At 28.4% G+C, this 19,954-nt stretch carries 20 protein-coding genes; 8 read left to right on the plus strand and 12 right to left on the minus strand.

The genetic code is table 4. The annotated features are described in order from the left end of the window. Positions 1–659: 659 nt before the first annotated feature. Genes U5U50_RS01670 through U5U50_RS01685 form a run of 4 tightly spaced genes read left to right on the plus strand, consistent with a single transcriptional unit; the run spans position 660 to position 2,983 of the window. A complete protein-coding gene (locus U5U50_RS01670) occupies positions 660–1,694 on the plus strand; it encodes a tyrosine-type recombinase/integrase (RefSeq protein WP_324673322.1) in 1,035 nt (344 codons plus the stop codon). Beyond that, positions 1,681–2,013 (plus strand): hypothetical protein, encoded by a 333-nt coding sequence (locus U5U50_RS01675; RefSeq protein WP_324673324.1) that lies wholly within the window; start codon positions 1,681–1,683, stop codon positions 2,011–2,013. The genes U5U50_RS01670 and U5U50_RS01675 overlap by 14 nt, the downstream gene beginning before the upstream one ends. Further along, complete coding sequence (locus U5U50_RS01680) at positions 2,013–2,471, plus strand: hypothetical protein (RefSeq protein ID WP_324673326.1); 459 nt, start codon at positions 2,013–2,015, stop codon at positions 2,469–2,471. Before U5U50_RS01675 ends, U5U50_RS01680 begins: the two co-directional genes overlap by 1 nt. A gap of 2 nt (positions 2,472–2,473) precedes the next feature. Then, the gene (locus tag U5U50_RS01685; RefSeq protein WP_324673328.1) at positions 2,474–2,983 is read left to right on the plus strand and encodes a hypothetical protein; all 510 of its coding nucleotides are present in this window, start codon (positions 2,474–2,476) and stop codon (positions 2,981–2,983) included. On the opposite strand, the gene U5U50_RS01690 is transcribed toward U5U50_RS01685, so the two are convergent. From U5U50_RS01690 to U5U50_RS01740, 11 genes are read right to left on the minus strand one after another with little or no spacing between them, the layout of a single operon-like run. Further along, a complete protein-coding gene (locus U5U50_RS01690) occupies positions 2,980–3,150 on the minus strand; it encodes a hypothetical protein (RefSeq protein ID WP_324673330.1) in 171 nt (56 codons plus the stop codon). The two genes, U5U50_RS01685 and U5U50_RS01690, sit on opposite strands and share 4 nt — an antisense overlap. Beyond that, the gene (locus tag U5U50_RS01695) at positions 3,150–3,509 is read right to left on the minus strand and encodes a hypothetical protein (RefSeq protein ID WP_324673332.1); all 360 of its coding nucleotides are present in this window, start codon (positions 3,507–3,509) and stop codon (positions 3,150–3,152) included. The genes U5U50_RS01690 and U5U50_RS01695 overlap by 1 nt, the downstream gene beginning before the upstream one ends. Positions 3,510–3,515: 6 nt before the next feature. Then, on the minus strand, positions 3,516–5,102 hold the full coding sequence (locus tag U5U50_RS01700; protein ID WP_324673334.1) for a hypothetical protein: 1,587 nt from the start codon (positions 5,100–5,102) through the stop codon (positions 3,516–3,518). Continuing rightward, positions 5,102–6,433: a hypothetical protein gene (locus U5U50_RS01705; RefSeq protein WP_324672184.1), complete on the minus strand. Its 1,332-nt coding sequence runs from the start codon at positions 6,431–6,433 to the stop codon at positions 5,102–5,104. The genes U5U50_RS01700 and U5U50_RS01705 overlap by 1 nt, the downstream gene beginning before the upstream one ends. 5 nt (positions 6,434–6,438) lie before the next feature. Next, positions 6,439–7,395 carry a hypothetical protein gene (locus U5U50_RS01710; protein WP_324672186.1) on the minus strand — a complete coding sequence of 319 codons (957 nt, stop codon included), beginning with the start codon at positions 7,393–7,395 and terminating at the stop codon, positions 6,439–6,441. Between the two features lie 14 nt (positions 7,396–7,409). Beyond that, positions 7,410–7,925, minus strand: coding sequence for a hypothetical protein (locus U5U50_RS01715; protein ID WP_323189147.1), 516 nt, complete (start codon positions 7,923–7,925; stop codon positions 7,410–7,412). Positions 7,926–7,965: 40 nt separating this feature from the next. Continuing rightward, on the minus strand, positions 7,966–10,113 hold the full coding sequence (locus tag U5U50_RS01720; RefSeq protein WP_324672191.1) for a hypothetical protein: 2,148 nt from the start codon (positions 10,111–10,113) through the stop codon (positions 7,966–7,968). Further along, positions 10,100–11,305, minus strand: a complete 1,206-nt coding sequence (locus U5U50_RS01725) for a hypothetical protein (RefSeq protein ID WP_324672193.1) — start codon at positions 11,303–11,305, stop codon at positions 10,100–10,102. Before U5U50_RS01725 ends, U5U50_RS01720 begins: the two co-directional genes overlap by 14 nt. Then, positions 11,292–12,971 (minus strand): hypothetical protein, encoded by a 1,680-nt coding sequence (locus U5U50_RS01730; RefSeq protein ID WP_324672195.1) that lies wholly within the window; start codon positions 12,969–12,971, stop codon positions 11,292–11,294. Before U5U50_RS01730 ends, U5U50_RS01725 begins: the two co-directional genes overlap by 14 nt. Positions 12,972–12,980: 9 nt before the next feature. Then, positions 12,981–13,799 (minus strand): hypothetical protein, encoded by an 819-nt coding sequence (locus tag U5U50_RS01735; RefSeq protein WP_324672197.1) that lies wholly within the window; start codon positions 13,797–13,799, stop codon positions 12,981–12,983. Beyond that, positions 13,786–14,820 carry a DnaB-like helicase C-terminal domain-containing protein gene (locus U5U50_RS01740; protein ID WP_324672199.1) on the minus strand — a complete coding sequence of 345 codons (1,035 nt, stop codon included), beginning with the start codon at positions 14,818–14,820 and terminating at the stop codon, positions 13,786–13,788. Before U5U50_RS01740 ends, U5U50_RS01735 begins: the two co-directional genes overlap by 14 nt. 168 nt (positions 14,821–14,988) lie before the next feature. Between U5U50_RS01740 and rbfA the strand changes: the two genes are divergently transcribed. The 4 genes from rbfA (at position 14,989) to U5U50_RS01760 (ending at position 19,036) form a co-directional block, all read left to right on the plus strand. Beyond that, positions 14,989–15,327 (plus strand): 30S ribosome-binding factor RbfA, encoded by a 339-nt coding sequence (rbfA, locus tag U5U50_RS01745; RefSeq protein WP_257089750.1) that lies wholly within the window; start codon positions 14,989–14,991, stop codon positions 15,325–15,327. A 47-nt stretch (positions 15,328–15,374) separates the two neighbouring features. Then, positions 15,375–17,195: a hypothetical protein gene (locus U5U50_RS01750; protein ID WP_324672202.1), complete on the plus strand. Its 1,821-nt coding sequence runs from the start codon at positions 15,375–15,377 to the stop codon at positions 17,193–17,195. 249 nt (positions 17,196–17,444) lie between these two features. Continuing rightward, positions 17,445–18,593 (plus strand): methionine adenosyltransferase, encoded by a 1,149-nt coding sequence (gene metK, locus U5U50_RS01755; protein WP_324672204.1) that lies wholly within the window; start codon positions 17,445–17,447, stop codon positions 18,591–18,593. Next, positions 18,593–19,036 (plus strand): NUDIX domain-containing protein, encoded by a 444-nt coding sequence (locus U5U50_RS01760; protein ID WP_324672206.1) that lies wholly within the window; start codon positions 18,593–18,595, stop codon positions 19,034–19,036. Before metK ends, U5U50_RS01760 begins: the two co-directional genes overlap by 1 nt. Before the next feature lie 357 nt (positions 19,037–19,393). On the opposite strand, the gene U5U50_RS01765 is transcribed toward U5U50_RS01760, so the two are convergent. Beyond that, positions 19,394–19,570, minus strand: a complete 177-nt coding sequence (locus tag U5U50_RS01765; protein WP_324672208.1) for a hypothetical protein — start codon at positions 19,568–19,570, stop codon at positions 19,394–19,396. Positions 19,571–19,954 lie beyond the last annotated feature (384 nt).

The raw sequence follows: 19,954 nt of genomic DNA on the forward strand, positions 1-19,954 counted from the left end.
AATATATTTAATATTTCAATTTACTTAAACATAAAAAGGAATGATTATGAAAAAAACATCCACAGTTTCTAGCAGCATCTATAACTATTGTAAGTTGTTTATCTATCAGTTTATTCTTCAAAATAAAAGAACTCCAAAAGTGAGTTTGCTTTAGCTTTTGTATTACGTTTATCTCTACAAATAAAGGTCACTTTATAGCAGTTTGGAGTTCAGTAATACTTAAGAAGTCGAAGAAGTTTTTTGTATGCTTGTTTAGTGAATTTATATCTTCTTAAATATCATTTATATTATATCATATATTTTATTTATTTTATAAATAAAATATATATTTTGTTAAATAAAAAAATATTTTAAGAAAAATAAAAAATTGGTGTTATAATATTTACAGCAGTTAAACAAATCATCACCCTTGTTTAACATACATTGAAACCTACAACTATTCTTTTAGTTGTTTATGTGTTACATTCTTTAAGTATGTTAAAAAAGAGAAGTCAGAGATGCTTGTTTAATCTCTGACTTTATTTATTAACTTAACTGCTTCAATCTTTAAAAATAAAAAAAGAAAGGAAATCAACCTTAACATCACCCTGTTGATTTCCTTAAGAATAGTATAGCACAAAAATCAACAGGGAAAAGTTTAAAGTTTGATTATTTACATAATGAACTTAAAAGAATATTCAAAAATTTATGTTAACAATTTACATAACTCAAAAACAAGAAAAACATATAAATGTTTCTTTGATAACTTCTTTAAATGTTTCTCAACACAAGAACCATCAAATGAAGAACTTAAAATAGTAATAAAAGATTACAGAGATAGATTAAAACCTAGCTCACAACAAACATTCTTCTCAATGCTTAAATCATTGATAACAAAATATAACCAACTAGAACAAAAGTTTGTTTATGATGTTTCAATCATTCCGAATATCAAAACAGTTAAAGCATCAACATATGTTCCAGATGTTACTGAACTTTTTAAAATAAAGAAATATGCACTCAACTATGATAATTCAAAGGGTGTTGCTTCGTTTGTCTTATTTGCTATCGAAAATGGTGCTAGATTTAGTGAAATTTGTAATGTTTTAGCTAATAAAGATAACTTTGTATATATGGAAGAAATAGAAGTGTATTCATCATATACACAAGCTAACAAGAACAATAATTTTAGAGCTTACAATATCTCTAAAGAGTATTGACCTTTATATGAAGAATTCATTGATAATTCAAAATTCCCAAGAGATATGAATTATCAATTCACAAAGTTTATAGCTGAACTAAAAAGAGACTTACCAGAGTTTGCTGATAAACCAATTACAATTCACACATTTAGAAAAGCATTTGTTACCAATCAATATAGAAACAACACAGACATTGTAAAAATTCAAAAATCAACAGGTCATAAAGACACAAAAACATTAATAAATACATACATAATTCAAACACCTGAAGAGTTAGCAAAGATAGTTAAAGATGCTACTGATCCAGCAAGACTTAAACTCATTAATCAAGCTGAAATGATGAAAGAAATAGAACAACTTAGAGACTTTAAAGATATTGCTCTCATCAATGAAAAGAAACAATTAGCATTGCTAGAAGCAGAAAGATTAGAAAACCAAAGATTAATAAAAGAAAATGAAAAATTAAGAAAACAAATTGAATTGCTTGAAAGGGAAAACAATGAAAACAATTAATCATTCACAAATATTAAGAATAATAGAAATCACTTCAAAATTTTTAACTTCAGAGGAATTTATAACTTGTCCTATTAAAGAAATAAATGACTTCGTAAGGGAACAAAACTATGTTTATGATAGTAAGTTCAAAAACTCTATTTCTGATGATTTTAACTCATATATTTGTAAGATAGAAGAAGACGGGACAGTCTTTCATTCATACCTTGAAGTTTTAAAGTTATGAACCAATAAAGTATGCTCTAACTTAACTGAATCAGAAGGTATTGAATTAGTTAAAAAAATAAAAGCATTCAAAGAATCTAAAGGGGACAAATAATGAAGAATAAAAAAATACCGTCTGAACTTTTGTTATTCAAAGAACCAGAAGAAAGAAAATGAGAAAAGCTTAAAAGGTACTTCAGAGAATGAAGAGATTTCAGAAAACAAAAACAAAGCTATGAGAATGTTATTTCATTGATTACCATACTAGCAAATAAAGAATCTTTGATGTTAATGGTTCAAATGTCTTTTGCTGATAAAATGTTCTGAACATATAAGAAGTTTTCTGTGATTTCCTTTATTTCCAAATTAGAAGCATTTTGAAGCGTTGAAATAGAATTTTTAGATTTCTTAAAGAGACAATTATATGATTATATTGATAGACAAAACCAAAACGATTCAAATAACTTTAATGAAGTTTTTGAAGGTATTTATGAGATAGTTCATAGAACAACAATACATTATTTAAAAACGCATTATCCAGACAAATATCAAAGGGATAAATTTTTAAAATAATTATGATTAAAGAAAAAATTAAACTTCCAAACTTCGGAGAGCTTGGAATAGATATAAAAGAATATCTCTGAAAAAACCTTCCTTCTTCATTTACTGAATTTGATTCGAAATTTTCACAAACATTTAAAACTCATATGATAAAGTGAATGGATAAAAAAGAAATCAATCTTGACTTATATTCACAATATAAACATATTTTAATGTACATGACTTTTGTAAACTTCAGGAAAGAACTACAGCTTGCTAATTTGCTTAATAAATCAAACTTCAAAATAAAACCAACACCTTCTTTTGTTGATATGAAATATAAAGTTGATTTATACGGAACCAATCCAAATAATGAACTTATATTTATACAAGTTAAACCACACGATAATTATAATAATGAATATGATTTGACTAACTTATTAGAATACTCTAAAAAGCACTCTGCTACTCCTTACATCGCTTTTAAACAAAATCAGATATGAAAGATTAAAAGATTAAAAACAAACGAAAAAAACAGCAATTAAGCTGTTTTTTGTTTGTCGTTTTTGTTGATGATTTCTTTTAATCTTAAAAGTTCTTTTTCTTCTAAAGGAACACTTTCTAATACTGTAATAACAGCATCAATAGAATGAACTTTCATTCATTTAAAGAAATCAACTACTTTTCTAAAAAATTCTTTTATCTTTTTCATTAGTTCTCCCCATTAATAATTTGCTTAACAATTTTTTTCACATCATTAGATACACCATTATTTTCAACATATACCTTAAAAGCAGCGTTATATCTATCTTGCGAAGTTTTGATATTGCTTAATTTCTTATCAATATCATCTATTTTCTTTGTTTGCTGTTCTATCAAATGAATTAACGCGTTCACTTCATCTCCTTGTTTTGTGTGTGTTATATTAATATTATTAGCTGATTTGTTAATGTTATTTGACTGCTTATTTTGTTTATGTTTTGTTATAAGTCAATAAACTACATACATTAATGCAATAACCGAAACAGAACCACCTGCTCCTGCTATTGCTGTAATAATACTCTCGTTCACTTTTTCCTACTTATTGAGAAGTTTAGTCAATGCATCTATGTATTCATTTGGAGAAATAGAAACTTTTTTGTTCTTGTCTCATAGTTTATTTCCTTCATCTGATAATTTTGTATATTTAATAATTGTATTAATAGTTATATTTGTTATTTGTTTATTAAAAATGTCGCTTGTTTTACCTTTTAAGTCAAATACAAGATTACCGTCTTCGACTCTAAATCATCCTCTATTTTCTATATTAAGGATTGTTGTTTGTGCGTGAGTCAATTCAAATATTGGTCACTCCATTATCTTACTTTCACCTTTATACTCAACTACGAAACTTCCTTCGATATTTATTAAATCTTTAACACCACTAAATAAAGTAACTACTGACGGGTTATCATCAATGTCTGCATCATTATAACTTTCTCGTATTAGTTTTTTATATATCGGGTAACCTTCTAAAAATTCCCCTGTGAATTGCTCTTCTTCAGTTATATTAACTGAAGGTTTAATTATTTTTTTTACAAAATCAACTAACTGTAGTAATCCAGGGTTTGTTTCAATATCTTCAACATCTTCTGCTGTAACGATTCCATAAAGTTCATCAATTCTTAATTTTTGATTATCAAAAGCTAAACTTACATTCTGTTCCATTTTTTTTGTTTCTTCTTTGGACTTTTGAATCTCACTTTTGAGAGTTGTTGTTTCTTGTTCTAGATTTGTTATTTTAGCGTCGTTATCTAAAATCTTTCCTGCTTGAATTTTGTCTAATTCAATGTTGTTTTTAACTTCTTCAATGAATTGCTTTGATGGAATTTCTTTTGCTTGCTCTTTTAACTTTTGTATTTCACTTTTGATAGATGTTGTTTGTTCTTCAAGACTTGTTATTTTAGTGCTGTTATCTAAAATTTGACTTGCTTGGACTTTGTCCATTTGAATATTCTTTCTAATCTCTTCTAATTCCATTGATGAAGGTATTCTTTTAGCTGATAGTTTAAGGTTTCTAATGTCTATGTCTATTTGCTCTGTCTTTGTTTCGACTGTATTTTTAAACCCTTTAATATCTTCATTCACTTTATTTAAATCAGTTGATGAAGCAAAACCTGATATCTTGTCTAAACCTTTAATAATTTCAACACCTAAACTGTCTCATTCCCCATCATAAAGCAATTTAGCAGCAATCGGGTTCAAATGTTGTTCAGCAAATACAAATTCTCTTTGTGTTCCTAATAATTGCGTTGAATTACCTAAAAGTGTAAGTCTTGAATTAACTTCTGGAATAGCGTTATTTGTATATCTGTTATTAACTTCGTGAAACATTGCTTTTTTAAGCAGTTCAAATCTATCATCTCCAATAGCATTTTTAAACTGTTCCACTTTGTAATCAACTTTTTTAGCAACTAGTGATACAACGCTGTTTATAAGCGCGTTAACGGAGTTATAAACGCTATAAATTACTTTGTTATATATTTGCTCATCATCTAAATTAGACATCAATTTAGAGAGTTTTTTCGGTGTTTTAAAAGGGACTAACATATTGAATTCTGAATTCTTAAATTCTTCAAAAGATAGACCCATATTTTGAATAAACAAAAGTTCTTTTTTGTCCATTATTTTCTCCTTATTCTTTTAGCTTGTTTTGTAAATGTTTGTGATTTTCTACCGTAAATGTAAGGGGTAAATTTAAGTATTTTTTTACCTTTAGCATTTGTGGTTTGATAAGCAAATAGTTGTGTCTTGTTTGTTCTATGTTTTTTAACATATTTATCATATTGGTCTGTTTGGAATAATGTTTCATCTAAAGCATCAGCTGTCGCGTAATGCTCTGCTAATCTAAATCTCTTAATGAAATCTTTTTGAACTAACTTATCAACTTCAAACTCTGTTGATGTGTCTATTCTTATTCTTCCCATATCTCAACCTCAAGCTCAATTGTCCAAATAATATTGTCCTTTTGATGGAGCTTTTAAGAAGTTAAACATTTCTTGGTAAGACATAGTGAATTGTAAAGGTCTCTTTCCTTTTGGTGAGTTCTTCGATTTAGTCGCGTCTCTCTTGAAGTATAAGAAGAATGAAACATCGTTACTTTGGTCTCAATATCTTTCATCATAAAGTCTAATTCCACTAATTCATGAGCTATTAAAATAGAATTGTCCTTTATTAGCTAATCTATTTGCTCTTATATATCTATTTGCCGTTCTTGGACTAATTACTTTCTTTTTGATAATTTGTTTTTGTAATTGCTTTTTATAATAAGCAGCTTGTAATCTAACCATTTTGTCTTTAATGTTCTTTTTGACTAATTGTTGTGCTTTTGTTGATAATTTAGTCACTAAACTAAAAGGGTTCTTTACAATTGAGAAAAATTCTTTTCCTGTCTGAATTGCTTTGCTTATTGTTGTAGTATTTACATATTTTCTAATAGCATTGTTTTTAATTAGTTTGTATTTATCAACGTACTTAAAAGCAGTCTTTGTAATTGTTTCAATCTTTTGTGTTAGTCCTTGTTTAATAAATGAAACTGCTTTCTTTGTTACTTGAATACCTTTAGCAATACTCTTTCCAAATTTGGTTACTTTCTTAATATATGAAAGTCCTTTTGCTAAACCAAATGTCGCTGTTTCTATAGCAGTTGATATAGCAACAGCACTTCAATCAACTATTCCATTATTTTCAACCAATGAAACAACTACATTCTTAACAAATCTTGCTCCTATCTTGATAAGTTGTAAAGGAACAGCACCAATTGGTAATACCACACTTAAAGCATCAATTGCTATCTCTAAAACAATATCTATAAAAAAAGACGAAACAGTTTTGAATATTTTGTTTCAAATTGTTTCATCTTTTTTCTCCTTGTTTTCTCTTATAGTTTTTAAATAAGATAATCTCTCTTGTGTTGATTGATACTTGATTTGTGGTTCTTTAAAAACTAAAAGCATAGTTATTAGTCTCTTGATGTTGGTTTAGTGATAAATTTGTCTTCATTTTGTTTAGATTTTGAGTTTTTAGCAAGACCATAAACTAATCCAGTGTATAAAACACCTAAAGCATTAGCAATTTCAGCTCTTACAACAATATCAGCTGAAGCATTATCAATTGGTCCCATATACATCTTAATAGCATTGACTGCTCTTAAACCAACGAATGTTGGAGCAACTAATACATCTAATTGGTTAAGAAAAGGGTTAGAAACAACTTTGTAACCACCAATGTAACCAATTGAATATTGACCACCATCAAATGTTTCTTTTGCTCTATCTCCAACAACTCCAGCATCTGCTAAATAGTCAAATGCTACAGGGTGAATTGATACCAAAATATCGTCAGGTGCTATTTGGTCAATTCCTTGTTCTGGTGAATATGTTAATGTAAGTTTTGTTGCTAACTTAACAATTTCTTTTTTATATTCAGCTGGTGTTTTTGTTTCAAAGTCAATAACTGAAACTTTATTGTCTTCAATAGCTCTATTTTCTAAAAGATTGAATGCTGTTCTTTCTGTTAATCTAACAAAGTCTTGAGACATTTTTGAAAGTTTAATTGAAGCAATATCAATTGGTAACAATTCCTTTTCTTGAGCTGTAAGTCCTTCGTAAGCAACTAAAGGTTCGTTTCAACTAACTGAAACTTGTTTTCCTAATCTGAACTTATCAGGTGTTCCTGCTCCGATTGCATCAGTTCTGTTTTTAAATACAGTTGAAGGGTTTAACATTACTGAAATAGTTCTTTTTGATACTTCTAAAACTGTGTTTCCTTGTGCGTATTTTGAAAAAAGTGATCTGTCTTTGTAGTAATCAACCAATTGTGTTGCTGTGATTTGTGAAAGTGTAATTGGTGAGTCTGAGCTTGACGCATCAACTAAACTCTTTTCACTTGTTAAAATTGATTTAATTTGTGTATTCATCGTATTTATCTCCTTTAATCTATGATTATTCCATTACCCCAATACTTAGCTTTGAACTCTTGTTGTGGTTCTTTGCTTTGTGTTGGTTCTGGTGTTTCTTCTTTAACTTCTCAACCTAGTTCAGAAGCTTGTTTTAATATTGAAGTTTTTAAATTAGCAAAATCTAAATTATTGAGCTCAATCTTTTCTTTGTTAACTTTTCCTTTAAAGTTCATTGTATCAATGGTATTATCAACAATTAACTTAATGTTTTCTTTTGCTAGTTTATTCTCTTCAATAAGTTTTGAATAGAGTTCTTTTGTTGTTTCAAATTCAGAAAGAGTCGATTTTAGAGTTTCAATCTCTTGTTCTTTATTTGATAACTTTGTTTTAATATAGTTCTCTAATTCTTCTTTTGTTTCAAAAATAGCATATGTATCTAAAGCATTAAGAATTTGAGTTCTTTTAGCATCTTCAGACAATCCTAATTTTTGAAAAGTTTCTTGGTCAGAAAGACCTAATTTTTGTGAAATCTTCTTGATAATTTCCATAATGTTCTGTCTTTATAAGGCCGCAGTTCCTTGTCCTTTCTTATCAAAAAATAATTTTGTTATATGGTTTGTTATTGATTGGGATTTCTATATCGTTAATTAAAATAGAATCTAATCATAACGCTCTGATTTCTATACTTCTAACAGCATCGTTATTCTCTTTATGAAGAACAATGCTGTTATGGTCTTGAAAATCTTCATCAACTAAACCTACTGACTTAACAAACTCATCAGGAGAGTTAAATATTGTATTGTTTAGTGTTTCATAAAATTGATGTGGTTTAATTGCATTTGGTTTGTTTGAAAAAACAAATTGTGCTAAACCAATTGTTGAGTCTTTCGGATAATCAGCTCAACCTGGTTTTTTACTTATTTCATTTCCGTGTTTATCAAAGAGCGGAAATTTTATATTTGGATATTTATTAAATTCAGGAAGCGATACATCAGCTTCTGCTAATCATTTATTAATATAATCTTGTCTAATATTTCCAAGTGAAGAAACGTGAGCAACTCCACCGTGACCACCGTGTGCTGTAAAAATTTCAGACCTTATTCATTTAGATGCTAACTTATAATCTACAAGTTCGTAATCATCACTAATATGATAATGATATCTTGCTTGACTTTCAAATTCCTTAATTCCTTTTATAAGGTTTTTATATCAGTTATATCTTTCACCATAAATTAAATCAGTATTTACTGATAGAAAACTGTTTTGATATCTTTCAAAGTCATAAAAATGATAAATTGATTCTCCACCATATTGAGGGTGATTATTTATAAATTGTGAAATAACAGTTGGTGGAATATAGAATCTTTCTGATGGTCGATTTGATTCACTAATTACAACATCAATTACTCTATAAGGGACAATTACTGACCTTGTGCTTGATGCTATATTTTGATTAATAGCAGCACTATATTCAACCAATTTCTTAAATCCTGATGGTTTTAAAAATAAGTAAAAAGGTCAATTATAGTTATAAGACTTATCATTAAACTCAACAGGTGTTGATGAATAATCAATCTCTGTTAATGTTTCTTCTAAAATTGGAAGTTGAACATTTGAACCATTAAACATAAAAGTGTTATTATTTAAAAATGTATTTTTTGTTCTTGATACGATATCTCCATTAGCAGCGACATCATATAAGTAAGAAAATCATTTATACTCTCCGTTGTTATATCAAGAGATTAAAGGAGAATAAAGGAAGTTTTCGTCATTAAGACCACCTTTTCACGCATATGATGTTGTAAGCATATTTGAAAAAGCTAATATATAGTTTTTTAATATGTTTGTTTTTTCAAATTCTCCAGAAACAAAATATCGATTTAATTTTGTTTTGATTTCATTATCTGTTCAATTCTTTAAGTCTGATATTTTTCCATGTTTTTCTTCAAACTTCTTGACAGCTTCTTCATTAAGTCCTTTATAACCTGACTTCACTGTATTAGTTGCACTTATTAATTCTTTTATAAAATCTAAAAATTCATTTTGTGGAATTTTGTTATTGTTTTTACGATATTCATTAAATAGATAAAAATTGTTATTTGCTAAACTCCAAAAGTTTAAAGAATATCTGTTTTTAAATACATTAAAAGGGTTGATTGTAAGCATATAAGGAGACGGTGACCTGTTATCCATATTAATCAATCTATCTTTATCATTTAAGAAGTTAATAGAGTTGATTAAAGCTCCCTTATTCATTTTTAAAACAAAGTTATCAACTGTTAAATCGACAGGGTCATTTTTTCTAATAACAAAATCGATATTATGAAGTTCTTTGTAATAATCTAATTGAGTTAGTGATATCTCTGCATATGCTTCTAACACATCATTTATTTCTATATTATCAACTTTATTTTCAATAATATAGAACTCATTAAATTGAGTCACATAAGGACTATCAAAAGTAAAAAGATAAAATATGTTTTTAGATGGTTTAACTTCTAAATATTCATACAAATCACTTTCTCCTGTGATTGTGTAAGAATTAAACAACTCATTGCTAACATTTCCATCATCTAATAAAGTGTTTGATAGTTTTGTGTGATTTAACTTGATAACTTCAAACTCTTCAGGTTCCGGTAAGTTAATAACATTGATACTATTTTTGATGAAGGTTAAAGGTTTATCTGATTCAATCTTATAAACATATAACTTTGATGTTTCATTATTGAAGTTCATCACTTACCCCACTTATTGCTGTTTCTTGAATGTCTTGATTTTTGTTTAATAAAACACCGTTTTGGTCAGTTGATAATATCTTTGCTTGTTGTTCTAAATATTTTGAAGAGCTTGTTGTTATAACATTTATTTCTTGTAAATAATCTAAACCTAACACTCTTAAAACTAATCTAGCAAACTTTTCATAATATATTTCTCTTAAGTTTGCTTTACCTTCAATATAGTGATTATATGAGCTATTTAATTGTTGTGCTTCAACTGAATGAATGTTATGTGTTCCACCATCTGTTGAGTCTTTCTTGAATATTAAAGCTTGTTTGATTCAATACATAATACTTTCAATTGATTGAATTGTTGAAAGTGCGGTGCTTTGTGATTGAGCTATTTCAAAAGGTTTAACCATTTGATCACTATAAGGTGCTATTGAATGTGTTTGAATAATTCTATCTTTACCTAATGAAAACAATGATTTAGATACACTGTTTGATTTTGAGTTTCCTAAATCTCAATTGATTAAAGGAATTGGAGCAGATAAGAAGCTATCAAAATATAAAGCACTTAACTTGATATCTAATAGAGAGAATAACTCTTGGTCTATCAAGTCCATTTCTGCTTGTCCTGTTGAATTGTTTTTGAAGATAACAAAAGGAATAAAGTTATCTTTGAATATTTCTTGTTTATATCTTTTTCCTAATAAACTTGAAAGTGGTTGTCTTTTTCCGTTTTTATCGACAATTGATTTTTCAACATAACCTTTATTATTTAATAAATCATATGTTATAAATGTGTCGTATTCATCTACTCCATTTGATAACTTACCTGTGTTAATTTGTAAATAAACTAACTCATTGTCATCATTTGTTTCATAATCAATAACTTGAGCTAAAACCACCTTTTTATTGTTTCTAATTCCTAAAGCTCAAATTCCTTTTGTGAATAAAAACTTTTCTAATTGTTGAATAATTGCAAGAAAGTCATTTTTCTTTAAGAAAGCATAAAACTCTTCTTTTCCATTTTTGAATTCAAAGGTTGGAAGTTCTGTTGCTAATTCAGAAACTTGTAACAAAGCACCTTGCTTTTCAAAAAAGCTTCTTGAATTAATCTTGAATTCATTATCAATTTCAGTTGGAATAATAGAGTTATTTATAACCATAGCTCCTTTCTTAAAAATTGCTTCATTATCTAACGCCATAATTCTCTCCTTGCTGTGCTAAATTTCAAAGCACTTTTTGCTTTTTGTATGTTAAGCTGTTAGACATTTCAAAAGCATTTATTAAGTCATATATCTCTGGAAAAACAGTTTCATCTCTTTTCTTTTCTCCAGGTTCAACATATTGCTTTGATAAGTTTTCTAATAGCTTTGTTGTATCATTTGTATTTAAGATATACACCATATTATTCCCAAAGATTCACTCTGTTCATCTTTGTCTACTTTCGATACCGAACTTTTCAGTTCTTGTATCTTTTCTATTTGCTAATCTTGAATATATTTTGAAATCTGGAAACTTGTTAACTAATTGTTGAAGTTCCAGATTTACATAATCGCTTACATGGTCATTATCCGTTAAGATAACATTCTCAAATTTGTTTAAGTTAAAAAATTCATTTGTATGATAAGAATTTTTTAACTCTTCAAATATTCAAATATTGCTTTTAATAATCAAATCAATTAATAACTTATTAACTTCAACTCTTGTTGGTCTATGTTTGAAGAATCTTTTAAGGTCTTCTATAGCATCTAATATTACAATCTTTCCATCATCTAAAAGCAGCGTTCTACATCAAGAAGCATTATCGCTCTTCCCGGGGTCGTATCCATCAAAAACACCTAAAACTTTTCCTGCTCTTATAAACTCTGATACTTGCTCTTTTGTAATGAACTCAATATTGCTATTAAAATTGTTGTTATCATAGATTAAACTTTTAAGATAAAAAGCACTTTGTTTATCTTCATTAACAAAAGCAAAACCTGCTACAGTAATAACTCACAATCTAAAGTTAGTTGATTTTAAAAGTTCAAATTGTTTTTTTTGTATTTCGCTCATTTCACTATTTGGAGTGAATAGTTTTGAGTACATAATTACATTAATACCTAAACCTTCAGAGAACGTTGGAGACGTTTCATAAATAAACTTATCATTAACTAATCTATCTAACACTTGAATGTTAGTTGTTCCATTATGTGAAATTAATGGAATGACCTTATTATGATAATCAGTTATTAAAAAATGCTCTGTTGTAAAAATGTTATAAAAGAACTTAACTTTTAATTTTGTATCTTGTGGTGCTTTAGTTCTCAAAACGGTGTTTTGAATTAATAAAGGTATATTTTCTCTTTGATTCTGATATAAATCTCTTAATTGACTTGGTGTATAGTTTGTGTTTTCTGGGTCTTCAATTGGTTCATCAATAACTAACTCCCCAAAATAATAATCTGCTTTTGGTAATGTAATACCTTGGAATGCTTGAATTTTTTCGAAGTTTTGAAACAAAATTTTTCTACTTGTTTTAGTATCAGTCCCATCACTTCAGTAGATAGCATCTTGTGTAAAAACTAAATATCTCTTGATGTTGATTTTGTGTTTTGTTTCTAAAAAGTCTGCGGCTTTTTGAAACATTGGTATCAATGTATTTTTAATATGGTTGTATTGATTTCTACATCAAACAGAGTTAAAATTGATTTCATTAGCTAATCTATAAAGTGTGATAATAGCACCATTGAAAGACTTTGAAACCCCTTTTGCTCCACTCTGAATTTCAAAGAATTCAAAGCTTTCAAAAGCATCAAAAGCAGGATTATCTGGAAGATCTGTATAGTGTAATATCTCTTTTAATTTTTCGAGTGGAAATAACGACATATTAACTTCCTAATTTTCTTCTACAAATTCAAAACTTGATTCGTGTTTTGGTTTTGTCTCTGTTGGTTTTTCTTGTGGTTCTTCAACCATTGAAAGTTCTTCATAACTTCCATACACTTGATAATATGTTGTCTTTTGATCTTTTGATAAGTTCTTTTGAACTAAAGGGACAAACTTTACAAATGCTCTTGAACCTTTTTTATTTAGATAAGGTGATTCATATATCGGTGGAACTGCTCCATCCATCATAGCAGGGTGTCTTACTTTCAAGGTTTTGATTAATGTTAAAAATTTCTTTTGATTGTCCTTTAATGGAATAGCAGCTTTACAATATACAAAGTTTTTCTCTGTTCTGATTTCATCAGTTAATAATTCAACTGAAGCATTTACAAAAATAAATGTTCCTTGAACTGCTTTATATGCATCTGCTATATGGTAAGCAATTACTTCTGATACGTATTTGTTAAGTATCTGATAGTGATAAATTAGATACATAAATGTATTAAATATATGATTGGTGTGTTCATTATTGAAATCATTTGCTAATACACTTCCATAGAAATTTAAGAAGTGTCCCATTTGAATTTCTTTAGACGCTTGTTCTGCTTGCTTTCCTGTGAATTTTAGTTTAGCTGAAGCAGGTGTTGGTCTGTAGTTCTCTGAATGGAATTTGTCAGCATAAAGAACATCAACATATAATTCTTTAATTTCAAAACCACTTTGTGTTGTTTTTGTAATTAATTGACCTACTTCTTTAACATATACAACACCTTCACAATATGAGAAACCTTTGTGAAAGGTGTTGTTGATTGTTTTATTGTTTTCCATTTTCTCTTTCCTTTCTTTGTTTCTCTAGATTTTTAAAAGCACTAACAATTCAAGCTTGATTTTCTTGTGTTAATTCAATCATTAAAGCTAAAGATTGAATGAATACAATTTCTTGTTCTTTCCCTATACATCCATTTCTGTTTTTAGCAATTGATAAATTAACTATTGAAAAGTTTTGTCTCTCTTTGTTCTCTTCAATGTCTCTCTCATATAGAAACAACACAATATCAGCATCTTGTTCTATACTTCCGCTGTCCCTTAAATCAGTAAGAACAGGTGCTTCTGCTTTTAACTTTTCAACTGGTTTAGGTTGCTGTTCTTTTTCATTTACTTTTTTTGTTGTTTTTGGTTTTCTTTGTTGTGAAACTGTCCAGTCTCTACTCATTTGAGAAAGAGCAACAACTGGAATAGATGTATCTAAAGCTAACTTTTTTAATATTCTTGATATATATGAAATTTGTTCATACTTACTAGAAAAATGTTTAGCTGTTGAAAGTATTTGTATATGGTCTATGAAAACGGCTCTAACTTTCTTTTGTGTTCTTTGTTCAAAAAATACAATTAAGTTTTTAATGTGTTCTGCTCTTATATCAGGATCATCTATAAAATAACATTTTGAATTTTCAATCACTCTATCAAAACCCATCTTATTGAAAGCTTTTAAATCTTTAACTATATTTAAAGACTCATAAAAGTTTTTTAATTCATAAAACGTATTCATAGATAAAAGCTTTTGTGTTATCTCTGAAGCAGTTTGTTCTAATGAAATGAACAACACACACTCATTTTTATCTAATGAACTGTTGAGTTCATTTATCAAGTTAATTAAAAAGGTTGTTTTCCCTGTTCCGGGTCTTCCCCCTAAAACAATGAATTGTGAAGGTCTTAACCCCTGAAGTTCATTGTCTATAAACTTAAATCCTGTCCCTTTTAAAGTCATTTGGTTCAAGTTTGGTTTTTCCATTCATTCAGCAATTACTGAACCTACACCTTTGATTTTGATATTTTCAAAGTTTTGCATACAAAAAATCTCCTTCAATTTTGAAAGAGATTATTGGTTGAAATTTTGTGATGTGATTAAATGAACACAGACCCTATTTTTTTTCTTAGCACTCATCACTTGCTTATGATGTTAGCAACTCAAGATTATTTATATATATTCAAATAAGAAAGAAAGTATAATTTAACTATGAACGAAATTAGTTTAAAAAGAAAAGAAGCAAGATTACATCAATTGATTGCTGACATAGTGACTAATGATATTACAAATTCAAATGTAATAGACCCAGTAGTGATGGATATTCAACTATCGCCTGACTTGTCACATGTGAAAGTGTTTGTATCGTTATTCAAAAACGAAGAAAAAGGTATCGAAGCATTAAACAATGCAGCAGGTTATGTTAAAAAAGTGTTATCCAAATCACTTGATTGACGTAAGGTTCCTTCAGTTCATTTTCACTTAGATACAGTTTCTAAGAATGGATACAAAATTGACGAAATCATTAGACAAATTAAAAATGAAAATTAGTTAAATTATTTTTCAATTTTCAAAATTGAAATTGAAAAGGAGAAATTATGAAAAGAGCTTGAAAAGTTGCATTCACTATTTTAGGAGCTGCAGCATTAGGAACAGCTATTATTACAATTCCTATGGCAGCTTTAGGAAAATTTAATAAAGACGACAAGAAAAAAGATTCAGAACAACCTACAAACCCAGGAACTTCAACCAACCCTAAAGATGGTGATGGGAACGGATCAGAAAATCCGGGAACAGGTAATCCTGCTAATCCAGGAGACGGTGGATCAATGAATCCTGTAAACGGAAACGGAGGAGAAAGTGAAACTCCTAATACAGATCCGGTAACACCACTAGTAGAAGAGAAAAAAGTATCAGTAACACTTAATGCAGATGCTATAGGAAAGAAAACAGCTTACGTAGCTGATATTAACGACTTTACAATTAATGTTCCAGAAGGTGTTACACTTGTTGAAAAATCAGTAGTTGACTTGTATGAATTATCAAAAACCGATACAGAAGAGGGTATAGCTGCTAAGAAATTATTGTTTGCAGGAAAAGCTAAAATTACTGTTAAAACAACAAAAGAAGGTCAAGCAAATCCTACATCAGAAGACTTCGAAGTTGAAGGTTATATCTCAAAAGACCAAGCATATAAAAAATTCAAAGCAGTTTTAACAACAATTTCAACATCGGTTGATAAAGATCAAGAAAACAACCTTGCAATTCAACCACAAACTGTTAAAGGCGTTTCGGCCGGTGCTAGATATTTAACTGGTTCATACACAAACAAAACATTAGAAAATGTAATCAAAGTATCAGTTACAGGTGATGATTTAGTTAAAGGAGCATTTACAGTAGTAGATGCAAGCTCAAATCTTAAAGAAGGAAAAACTAAAGTTATTCCATACTTATACTTAGATGACAAATCACACAATGATATCTTTATGTACAAATCAGGAAGCACAGAAGCTACATCATCAGAAGATGAAGTGGAAGTTACACAATTACCCGTTTTAGCAATGAGTGCTGCTGGTATTGTTAATACATACAATGTTCAAAAAGCGTTCACAATTGACGAAGCAAAATTATTAGAAGTATTAAATAAAAAAAGTATGAGTGAAGTTTCATTTAGTGACTTAACAGTTGACAATGTTACAGCAGCATTAAAATTCACACCAATGACAATCCTTCCAAAAGCTGGTGGTCAAGAATATGGGTATGTATTAGATAACAACTTCAAAGATGCATCTAAATTCAAAATTACAAAAATAGAAACTCTTCCAAATGACACATCTGAAACAAGTGCAAAAATTAGTTTTGAATTTGAAACAATTGTTCCTATGGTTACTGAAGGACAAAAAATATTCTACTTTGTAAAATCAGGTCAAACACAAGTTGCAGAGTTAACAGAAGCATTAAACGGAAAATTCTCACAAGTTCTTATTAAAGGATTAAAAGCTAAAGAAACAACACCAGCTCCAGCAGAGAAGGAATCATCAGCTAATACTAGTTCTACATCATCTGAACAATCTGCTCCAGAAGTTGAATCAGCATACAAAGATGCATTCGTTCTATTACCAACAGCTACATATGCTAACGCTAAAGATACATATGATAATAAACAAAAAAGTATTAAAACAAACGGTTTATTACAATCATACAATAGTGGTGCATTCTTCGGTATAACATCTGGTGGTAATAAAGATAACAACAAATTATTCGCACTTAAAGATGGTTTAAACGTATCAAACATTGTTTTAAAAAAGAATAAATTTCTTAGTGGAACATTAGATCAAGAAAACAAATCAGTTACAATTAAATACCAAGTTTCAAGCGAAAATAATAAAGAATACACACAAACATTAGTATTACCTTAATAATAAATGATCAATTTAAAACCCACTATTTTGGTGGGTTTTATTTTGCAATTTTCATCTTATTTTCAAAACAAAATTTTTGCTTCATTTCCCTTATTTTTCTTACTCATTGTCCTGAAAAACAAAAGCAAGCACGAGGTTATTTAATGGATTTATAGTAAAATTATCTTGCTAACTTTTCAATGAATTTATTAGCCCAAAATAAATGACTGAATGATTAGTGAACATTTGATTAAATTAGGAGATAAAATGAGAAAACTTTTTACAAGTGAATCAGTTGGAAGAGGTCACCCAGATAAATTATGTGATCAAATTTCTGATGCAATCTTAGATGCTTACCTTGCTTTAGATCCAACATCAAAAGTTGCTATTGAAACAATGGCAAGTGGGCATAATATTTTCATAGCAGGAGAAGTTAAATCATCTGCTGATATTGATGTTATAGAAATTGCTAAAAATATCTTAAAAGAACTTGGATACTACACAACAAAAACAAGTTTCATTACAGACATCAAAAAACAAAGTGAAGACATCGCTATGGGTGTTGAAAAAGGACACGAAATCGGTGCTGGTGATCAAGGTTTAATGTTCGGTTATGCAATTAACGAGACACCTGAATATATGCCTTTAGGAATTACATTAGCTCATGCTTTAGTTAAAAGAGCTGAAAACTTAAGACAAAATACAGAATTCAAATGAGCTAAAGCTGATATGAAATCTCAAGTTACATTAGATTACACAGACAAAGACAATGTATTTGTAGATACAGTTTTATTAAGTATTCAACATTCTAAAAACTACAACGAACAAGAGTTTAAAAAATACATTAAAGAACAAATCATCTTACCTGTATTAAAAGAATACAACTTAGATGCGCCTAAACACATTTTAATCAACCCAACAGGTCAATTTATTATAGGTGGACCTATTGGTGACACAGGTCTTACAGGACGTAAAATCATTGTCGATACATATGGTGGTTCAGCAAGACACGGTGGAGGAGCATTCTCAGGTAAAGATTCAACTAAAGTTGACAGATCAGCTGCATATGCTGCTAGATGAATTGCAAAAAACATTGTTGCTTCTAACTTAGCAGACAGATGTGAAGTTCAAATTGCTTATGCAATTGGTGTTGCTAAACCAGTTTCAATTATGATTGAAACATTTGGTACATTTAAAAACATTCCAGACAGTGTAATTGCTGACTTTGTAACTCAATTATTTGATTTAACACCTAAAGGTATCATTGAAGCTCTCAGTCTTAGAAAACCTATTTTCTTACAAACAGCATACTACGGACACTTTGGTAGAAATGATTTACACTTACCTTGAGAACAACTTAACAAAGTTGAAAAACTTAAACAATTAGCTACACAATGATTGGAAAATCAAAAATAATGAATCAAAAAGTATCTGAATATTCGTGTGGTGCAATTGTTTTCAAACAATTCAAAAAACAAATTAAAGTTTTATTAATTAAACAAATTAATGATGTTTGAAATTTTCCTAAAGGACATATGGAAAATAACGAAACAAAACTTGACACAGCACATCGCGAAGTTTTTGAAGAAACATCAATTAAAAATATAACAATTTATCCAAACAAATTTTATGTTGACACATATTTTGTTAGTCAAACATGTAACTGAAAAGAAGTAACTTACTTCTTAGCAGATATTAAAACCACTTCTTGTCCTAAGAGACAGCTCTCAGAGGTCAAAAAAGTGCATTTTTACCCTATGAAAAGAGCTTTGAATATTCTTACATATAACAAGTCAAAAGCATTCTTAAAACACGCTTATAAACAGTATTTAAATATTATAAATAGCAAGATTAAATAGTCTTGTTATTTTAAAATTGTATTATATTATGATAATAATTGATTATTTAGATTCATCTTCTAATCATTAAATTATTTCTTCTTTAGTAGTTTGATATACATCATCACCATCAAGACTATCAATTGATATTTCAAATTTGGTAAAGCAAACTTAACTCACTCTCTATGTTTAGCTACTATAGAAGTTTTATGCGTAAAATCTTTTACGGTACGGAATATTTATATTAAATCAATAAATTGTATAACAGCGCTACGTTTAGTTGCTATGCCATATCTATTTTTCATTTAAATAATTGGCAACATATTCAGTTTGATTACGATAAACTAATTGATGACCTTGTTTCATTTCTCTTGCATATTAAATGATGTTATCTATAAAAGCTTGATCAGCAGTTGCATCAATAACCCAACCTCTCTGATCATTTTTCATATATGTGAAGGCATTAATTTCTTGTTTGTAAACTTTTTTACCTGTAGCATCAATAGCTGTAGCTGAAACAACAGAAACATTTGCAGCAGCAACTTCTTCAATCACGGTAGTTATAGGTAATATTTTTTAACTTTTTTCATAAAAAATCCTTTCCAAAGTCAAGAATTTTTACTCTTGAAACTTTTATTTATAAAATATAAATACTGTATTTTATTGTTAAAAATTTATTATGAATATTATAAATATTTTTATTTTTAGTGTACTCTTAACAACAAAAAACAGTCTTCAAAACTGATTTAATTGTGATAATTTAAAACTTTTAAGTCTAAATTATATGAATAAAAGTAAAAATACCTTACTTGTGATTAATTAATAGTAAAATAACTTGTTTAATTTTTTAAAAAATCACTTCTCTAAATTACATTTTTTTGTGATTTATGAAGCTCTCTATTTTTATATATAAAAATAGCAAGAAATTAATTTTTCCTG

It is taken from the genome of Mycoplasma sp. 888, from assembly GCF_035609225.1.
Taxonomy (GTDB): domain Bacteria; phylum Bacillota_I; class Bacilli_A; order Mycoplasmatales; family Metamycoplasmataceae; genus Mycoplasmopsis.